Origin of the sequence: Bradyrhizobium sp. CSA207, from assembly GCF_029051685.1 — a bacterium.
Lineage (GTDB): Bacteria > Pseudomonadota > Alphaproteobacteria > Rhizobiales > Xanthobacteraceae > Bradyrhizobium.
Genome location: NZ_JAACFT010000058.1, coordinates 23,699 through 29,698 on the forward strand (window position 1 = coordinate 23,699; position 6,000 = coordinate 29,698).

The 6,000-nt window shown below is 56.5% G+C and carries 10 protein-coding genes; 6 read left to right on the forward strand and 4 right to left on the reverse strand.

All coding sequences use genetic code 11. The annotated features are described in order from the left end of the window. Positions 1–81 precede the first annotated feature (81 nt). The 3 genes from GWG65_RS37920 to GWG65_RS37930 all read left to right on the forward strand — a co-directional run bounded on the left by GWG65_RS37920 (position 82) and on the right by GWG65_RS37930 (position 1,182). Complete coding sequence (locus GWG65_RS37920; protein ID WP_247380027.1) at positions 82–252, forward strand: hypothetical protein; 171 nt, start codon at positions 82–84, stop codon at positions 250–252. Between the two features lie 181 nt (positions 253–433). Beyond that, the gene (locus GWG65_RS37925; RefSeq protein WP_275200501.1) at positions 434–640 is read left to right on the forward strand and encodes a hypothetical protein; all 207 of its coding nucleotides are present in this window, start codon (positions 434–436) and stop codon (positions 638–640) included. 239 nt (positions 641–879) lie between these two features. Beyond that, positions 880–1,182, forward strand: coding sequence for a hypothetical protein (locus GWG65_RS37930; protein WP_275200502.1), 303 nt, complete (start codon positions 880–882; stop codon positions 1,180–1,182). 87 nt (positions 1,183–1,269) lie between these two features. On the opposite strand, the gene GWG65_RS37935 is transcribed toward GWG65_RS37930, so the two are convergent. Next, complete coding sequence (locus GWG65_RS37935) at positions 1,270–1,602, reverse strand: hypothetical protein (RefSeq protein WP_275200503.1); 333 nt, start codon at positions 1,600–1,602, stop codon at positions 1,270–1,272. Positions 1,603–2,724: 1,122 nt separating this feature from the next. On the opposite strand from GWG65_RS37935, the gene GWG65_RS37940 reads away from it, so the two are divergent. After that, on the forward strand, positions 2,725–2,925 hold the full coding sequence (locus tag GWG65_RS37940; RefSeq protein ID WP_275200504.1) for a hypothetical protein: 201 nt from the start codon (positions 2,725–2,727) through the stop codon (positions 2,923–2,925). Positions 2,926–2,937: 12 nt separating this feature from the next. Here GWG65_RS37940 and GWG65_RS37945 read toward each other — a convergent pair whose 3' ends face one another. The 3 genes from GWG65_RS37945 to GWG65_RS37955 all read right to left on the reverse strand — a co-directional run bounded on the left by GWG65_RS37945 (position 2,938) and on the right by GWG65_RS37955 (position 4,748). Then, a complete protein-coding gene (locus GWG65_RS37945) occupies positions 2,938–3,210 on the reverse strand; it encodes a hypothetical protein (protein ID WP_275200505.1) in 273 nt (90 codons plus the stop codon). Between the two features lie 186 nt (positions 3,211–3,396). Then, complete coding sequence (locus GWG65_RS37950; protein ID WP_275200506.1) at positions 3,397–4,203, reverse strand: hypothetical protein; 807 nt, start codon at positions 4,201–4,203, stop codon at positions 3,397–3,399. Continuing rightward, on the reverse strand, positions 4,200–4,748 hold the full coding sequence (locus GWG65_RS37955; RefSeq protein ID WP_275200507.1) for a hypothetical protein: 549 nt from the start codon (positions 4,746–4,748) through the stop codon (positions 4,200–4,202). Before GWG65_RS37955 ends, GWG65_RS37950 begins: the two co-directional genes overlap by 4 nt. Positions 4,749–4,871: 123 nt before the next feature. Here GWG65_RS37955 and GWG65_RS37960 point away from each other — a divergent pair, with 123 nt between their 5' ends. Both GWG65_RS37960 and GWG65_RS37965 read left to right on the forward strand, forming a co-directional pair. Further along, entirely contained in the window at positions 4,872–5,681 is an 810-nt protein-coding gene (locus tag GWG65_RS37960) for a hypothetical protein (protein ID WP_275200508.1), read from the forward strand. Next, a complete protein-coding gene (locus GWG65_RS37965) occupies positions 5,665–5,868 on the forward strand; it encodes a hypothetical protein (RefSeq protein ID WP_275200509.1) in 204 nt (67 codons plus the stop codon). Before GWG65_RS37960 ends, GWG65_RS37965 begins: the two co-directional genes overlap by 17 nt. The last annotated feature ends 132 nt before the right edge of the window (positions 5,869–6,000 follow it).

Here is a 6,000-nt window from a genome sequence, read left to right on the forward strand (position 1 = left end):
CGCCCCAGAGCGCGCGGGCCCGCAGCAAGGGGTTCTCTTTTGGGAGCATTCCCTGCATAGTGCGGCATGGCTAAAACAAAAGTGACCTTCAAGACCGTCCGGCTTTCAGACAGCGACTGGAAGATTCTTGCGGACTACCCGGACGCCGAACAGCGCGAAATCACCGGCTTCGCCAGCAAGGCCGACGCCGACGACTGGATCAACGGCGACCGCAAGATCGCCTGGCTCCGCTCCCAGGGCTACGCCAAGTGACGGAGTAGTGACGCGCTAGTTTTGACGCGCTAGCTTTCGAGCGCATCGCGCTTCAGCCTCGCCCAGGCGGGCCTGGTCCCTGCTCCACTCCAAATCTTCTCATCACCGCCGGTGCTTTACAGGCCACGCTGCGCCGGGCTTTGACGTGGCCAGAACCGGTTGACGATCTGCAGCGTGCTCCATGACTGCCAGCACGCTGAGCAGCGTGATTGGCTTCACGGTATTCCCGCTGTTCTCAGGAGCCAAACCACCAGACCGTAAAGCCGATCACGATGAAGCTCAGGCCGACAATGGCGGTCGCGAATTCGACGGCATTTTCCAAACCGAAGAATCTGACAATGGCGGCGCCCGCGGCGCTGAGAAGCGTTTCCACGATCAGGCCAAGTAGGCTTTGAAGCATGGCGATTGGTCGCGCCCGCCTTCGCCGGGGTTCAACTGACGCGCCGAGCGCACCTGCACTTTGCCTGGCGAAGGCAATCCCCGTCGCATATGACATCCCGATCGGTCTTTTCCCGCCCAGGTGAGTTACCTCATCGTGAAACTTGTGGCCGGGCATGCGTTGTTGAGACTTCAGTAACCCAACGCCTCCAAGCTCTCCTTAGTATCGTTGCGTTGGAGTACCCCACAGTGCTGGATTTTGACGAGCTGCGTGAACTCGCAGCTGATGTTCGCGTGTTTGTCGACGTCGCCGAAGACAAGGCCGAGGCGCTCAGAGCTGTCATCGCGGCCTATGACGTGGTACTCGCGATCTTCCCGTCTGATGAGGGAATGGGCCTGCACGTCATCAAAGGCCGCGAGATCCTGGACAGAATCGCAAAATCACGAAGCCATGCGATCTACAGCCACACGGCCATTGCGGTTCCTGACCTGCAACATGCACAAGCGCTCAAGCTCCTGACGGCGCCGGTCGAGCAGCGGATTGCGGCGTAAGTGCAGGCGGGCGAGCCTGACGGCCTTCCACGCCTTGATCCAGTCGTGCAGGAGCTAGTCGTATACATCAAGCAGAAATCGTTCTGCTCAATCTGGCGGCTGGTACCGAAGCGCCCCGAGAAACATCACGGCCGCAAACACACCTATGAAGTAGGCGTTGGCTTCACGGGGCAGCGCAGTGTTTTGCGAGATGCGCCACACGCCGAGCGCCGTGCTTCCGCTAAGAATGGCGGCCAGCGTGCAAACGGCCTTTAAGCCGAGGCTCTGGGCGCGCCGAATGAATTCGTAGATTAGCCATCCAATCGTCAGCCCCAAACATCCCGTTCCAAGAGCCGTCCACACATCCAGGGCATCCCACCAAGCCTTCATAGCAATCTCCAGAATGAAAAATTCAGTGCGGTATACGATATTACGGCGCAAGATTCCCTCCTACCGAAAATCTCAACCTTTTCTGCGGAGGCCTTTATGGGCATTCACGACGCTCGCCCCTGTCCCGGCAATTCCGGTGACAGCAATTACGGTGACACAATTACGCAATTACGGTGACAGTGCACTCAACTCCTAACGACCGCATGAGTGAGTTAAGTGCACTGTCACCGTAATCCCGATGGGTGTCTGGCGCGATCCGTGATGCGGACGCAGCCATCAACCGAAGAAACGGGCGCGGTTCGAACACAGTAGCTGGAAGCGACCAACGAAAGATTTTGGCAGCTCGCGCTGCCAAAAAAATGCGCTCGGCATCTTGACGACCGGCCGGCTAATGGGTGTCACCGTAATTCATTGTTGATGTCGAACATGTCCAAATTCCCCAAACTCACGAAACACCATTACATCCCGTCCCAACGGGCCAGGAACGGCCGGTTTACGGGAATTTAGTCGACCGGATGGCCGAGAGCGCGTTGAGCCGCGCGGGACTGGGCTGCGCAGCACTTAGCTCAAAGCTTCAGGGCAGCGATAACGAGGCCGGTGACCGCGAAGACCGCGCTGAAACACCACTGCCAGTGCGTCAAGTAAAACTCCGCAATTGCGTGCGCTAGATTAGAACTCCAGTGACGTTCATAGTAATTCCCCACGACCGTAATTTGGCCGCGAGTACCAGCGGGAACGAACGTCCCTCTCCACCAATATCTCAGAGCAGCTTTCATGCGAATCTCCATGGCCTTCACCATGGCCATGGATACCTAGCAGTTTCTGAATGGTCAGGCTTTTGGCGGGGTTTTCCGGGTTATTCGCCCTATCCACAGCTAAGGGGATGCCCGAGTTATCCCATCTTATTCACAGCCGAACAGCTTGACAGGCCTAGATGAAAGCGCGGCAGCCTAAGCCCCAAGAGGTCTTGGATTTCCGACTGTCGAGCTTTTTTTGCCGGCCCTCCTGCCCCACTCCCGCTAGAGAACGTTGCGGCCAAAAGGCCGGAAATTTCATTATGTGCTCTCGAAAAGTAACAAACTGTTTCAGTCACAAACATACCGGAACTACTGCCCAATTCACGCCTCATTGCGAAATGAACTGGGGTGTCGGCATCAAAGAGGGCTTGCGCTCATGTCCGACAAATTTCTCATTGTTTTCTTTACTACCGTCGCGCTCACTCTCGTTTGCGGCTGCGCCGCCGCATCTGTTGTCGTTTTCGGGCATGACCCCGGCCCACCGATGATGACCGAGCTTTATAACACTGCACTCAAGCTGTTCACGGCTGGAGTCGGTGCGATCATCGGCTTGGTCGGCGGCTCGAAGCTCACATGATCAGCGGCGAGGCTACTCCTTCGGCTTGTAGAAAAATCCGAACCATCCGATCGCGAGAAAAACCGCGATGAGGATCCACTTGCCACCGTCTGTAGAAAGCACTTGCGCCACTCCCGAAAGGACAGCAGCGCCTATCCAGTAGATAGCGAAGCCGATTGCCAAGATTATCAACCAGACGCATCCAGACTGTTGTCGCCTTGTACCTCCGGTGATCAGCTCGTAGCACAGAAAACCGACAATACCGACACCGACGAGAGCAAGTAAGGCGACAAGCCAGTCGGGCATCTTCTCCCTCGTTTAAATTGGTTCACGCCCCATTATGGGCGAACACCTGACTCGCTTGGCAACCAAATACTCGGCAGGATCAGGCGAATGATGCTTCCAAGCTGCAAGCCCGGACGGCGTCAATTGAGTCCAGCACTGTCACCGTAATCCCAGTGCACAAATCGGGGATGCTAAGTCTGCTGGCCACTACAGCTCCAGAATTTCATGGAGCACCGCGACGACGTACAGCTTGATCCTTATGACGGCCTTTCGTTCTTTTGCCACATGGGTAGCAACTGAGGACATGTCGTACACCGATCGAGTGAGTGACCCGACCAACTCGTCAACGGTGGCCACTGTCTGCTCAGGAGCAGCCCCGGACGATTTGCTGAGACCGCGCGCAGATCGAATGAAGCGGACCTTTTGCTTCATCGTTGGTCCGTTTCTGCCAGGCTCCTGCTTGTAACTGTCCGCGCTTATCACGTCCTTGTCGGGCGCGAGGTGGTCAAGCGTCTCCCGCAGTGCCTCCCTCAATTCGAGGGCAGGCCCCCGGAATGAAATCCGGCGATCATCCCCTAAGTCCGCGAGAGCTTGCTGGTATGATAGCGCAGCGCCGGGTACGAGGTCCTTTAAAGTGGTGATGATCCTCTCGTCCTCGGCAGTAACGGCGAGTTCCGGCTTGAGAGATTTACCCCTGTCCTTCTCAAGGCGTGCCACCACATCGGGCGAGATATCGCGAATGGCCTTGAACGCTTTCTGGTATTTTGGTTTGGTGGTCGCCGCTTCAGACAGGCGGATGAGCGTTTCAAATACTTCGCTGAGGACTTGGACTTCCTCCTCCAGACCGGCGCCAATCAGGCCGAGTTGCAGATTTTGAAAGAACGTTTGGGCCAGGCTCCGAACTTCCTCCCGGAGAGGTGCAGACCGGATTTGTCCGCTGGCGACGTTAATCTTTCTTTGCGTCTTCTGAACCTCTGCAACAAGCGCCCGCCAATCGTCGACGGTGTCGCTCATCGCTTCGCTTTCTTTGTTGTCTTTTTGGCTGTCTTCCGTGGAGAGCCAGAAGCGCCCTCCCGCTTCGGAAGCTTGTGGGCCACGAGGTTATGCCCAACCGAATTCAGCTTGTACTGCCCGCGCTCCAGGGCGTTCAGGTAGCCGGCGTTCTTGGCATTCGTTAGTGTCATGTTCGCCGGGCCGGTAGGAAGCTCGAAGTCGGCCTGGATGAAGTACGGCTTGATGTCTTCGGATGTGATGAAGTCCCGCCGTTCGTCCGGAGGAGCAAGGTTGGCAAGGAAGAAAGCCATGACAGCGACCTTCTCGTTCAGGGTTTTCGGAGCTTTCTCGCTCGCAAAGGTCCGGATATCCATACCGCTTGAGGGCGTCACTGGCGGCGGCGCGGCATACGCTGGGGTCGCAGCTAGACTGCCAGCCGATTTTACCACGCTGATACCCATGCGCTTTAGAACAAACTCAAGCACATGCTCTCTCGCCTCCGCATCGAGCGGCGACAGGGCATCCATAACCTTGGTTATCGCCTCTACGACCTCATCCTCAGCCATGCGTATCCCCGGTCAAGAAAAAAGCCGAGACTCGATCCCGGCGCATGACCTAAAGTAGCAAGAATCGGCGATCATTCATAGAAATTTAGGAGGCCGTCTCTCTTTTTCGTAGGCGGCGTGACGATGTCCTCCATTTTGAACCACCTTATTACGTTGAGAGATTGGGTGACGGACGAAGTTAAGACTTTCAGAGACGACCCGCTATCCTATCTCAAATCCCTTGGTGGAATGGTGTGGCGTTTGATTGTCACGCGCCTTGGACTACTGACTCGTCGGAATGTGCAGAAACGCATCTTCTTCTCGTTTCTTGGCAGCACCACGAATACCGCTCTCCTAGCGCTTCTTGTGTTCGTCCTCGTGAAGCTGGACGTATCTGAAACGCTTACCGATTGGGCCGAGTCGCTTCAGCCGGCGACCATTCACGACGTTCATACCGTTGCGAATGCGGTACGCGCTTATGACGACTATGTGCAGCGGCGAGCTCGGTACGACATCAACGAGGACAGGAAGGAACGCGAGTTATTCGCCGATGTGGTTCGGGTAGCGTTCCCTATGAAGTGGGAAAGTGGCTTACAGACTTTGACCGTTGGTCAGACGAGGGACCTAAGCAACAATCTCCCCGTGTACCTTAACTTTAGATTTCGTGCCTTCAAAGGGCCTCCTACGTTGACGCCTATTTTGAAGAACTTGAATTTTGGCAGACCTGCCGACGCCTCAAGCTACATAACAGCCAAAACCGTCTCCTGCGACATTAGCGCCTGTCGGGTTGAGCTTCGGTGGAATCACGAGCCCGGGGGCTCACGCAACTACCTCCAGACCGATCGAGACGGAAGGCTTCCGCAAGTGCATTGGATTGCTACGGGCGAATATCCGGACGATGCGAAGAACGACCCGCCCCTTCCAACGGACCAAGAAAATGGCTCATCTCAATAAAGGGCTTTATCCAAGATACTCCGTCGCTTTTGGAACGGCCAAGGCGCTCGAACACAATGCTCCGCGATGGCCTGCCGTCATTTTCGACGCGATTCCGGATGGCGGAGGAGGTCCGCGTGTCTGGGTGTTGAAGGGCGTGGATGAAAACCGATTGCGCGTCTGCACCGACGGCGACGGCATTGCCTAGAAGACCCAGAAGCTCGCCAGCAAATCGCTCTCCAGCAGCCCAACCGGGCATCAGTCCGCAGCAGGTCTATTCATTCGCGCTCTCGCGATGCTTCGCCACCCGTTTCGCCCTCACGCACACGTGCACCCGCCC

Bases quoted from the DNA above. Each gene is read 5' to 3' on its own strand.
- GWG65_RS37960 (WP_275200508.1), top strand. From the start codon at position 4,872: ATGTCCTCCATTTTGAACCACCTTATTACGTTGAGAGATTGGGTGACG.
- GWG65_RS37955 (WP_275200507.1), bottom strand. From the start codon at position 4,748: ATGGCTGAGGATGAGGTCGTAGAGGCGATAACCAAGGTTATGGATGCC.
- GWG65_RS37950 (WP_275200506.1), bottom strand. From the start codon at position 4,203: ATGAGCGACACCGTCGACGATTGGCGGGCGCTTGTTGCAGAGGTTCAG.
- GWG65_RS37925 (WP_275200501.1), top strand. From the start codon at position 434: ATGACTGCCAGCACGCTGAGCAGCGTGATTGGCTTCACGGTATTCCCG.
- GWG65_RS37945 (WP_275200505.1), bottom strand. From the start codon at position 3,210: ATGCCCGACTGGCTTGTCGCCTTACTTGCTCTCGTCGGTGTCGGTATT.
- GWG65_RS37940 (WP_275200504.1), top strand. From the start codon at position 2,725: ATGTCCGACAAATTTCTCATTGTTTTCTTTACTACCGTCGCGCTCACT.
- GWG65_RS37965 (WP_275200509.1), top strand. From the start codon at position 5,665: ATGGCTCATCTCAATAAAGGGCTTTATCCAAGATACTCCGTCGCTTTT.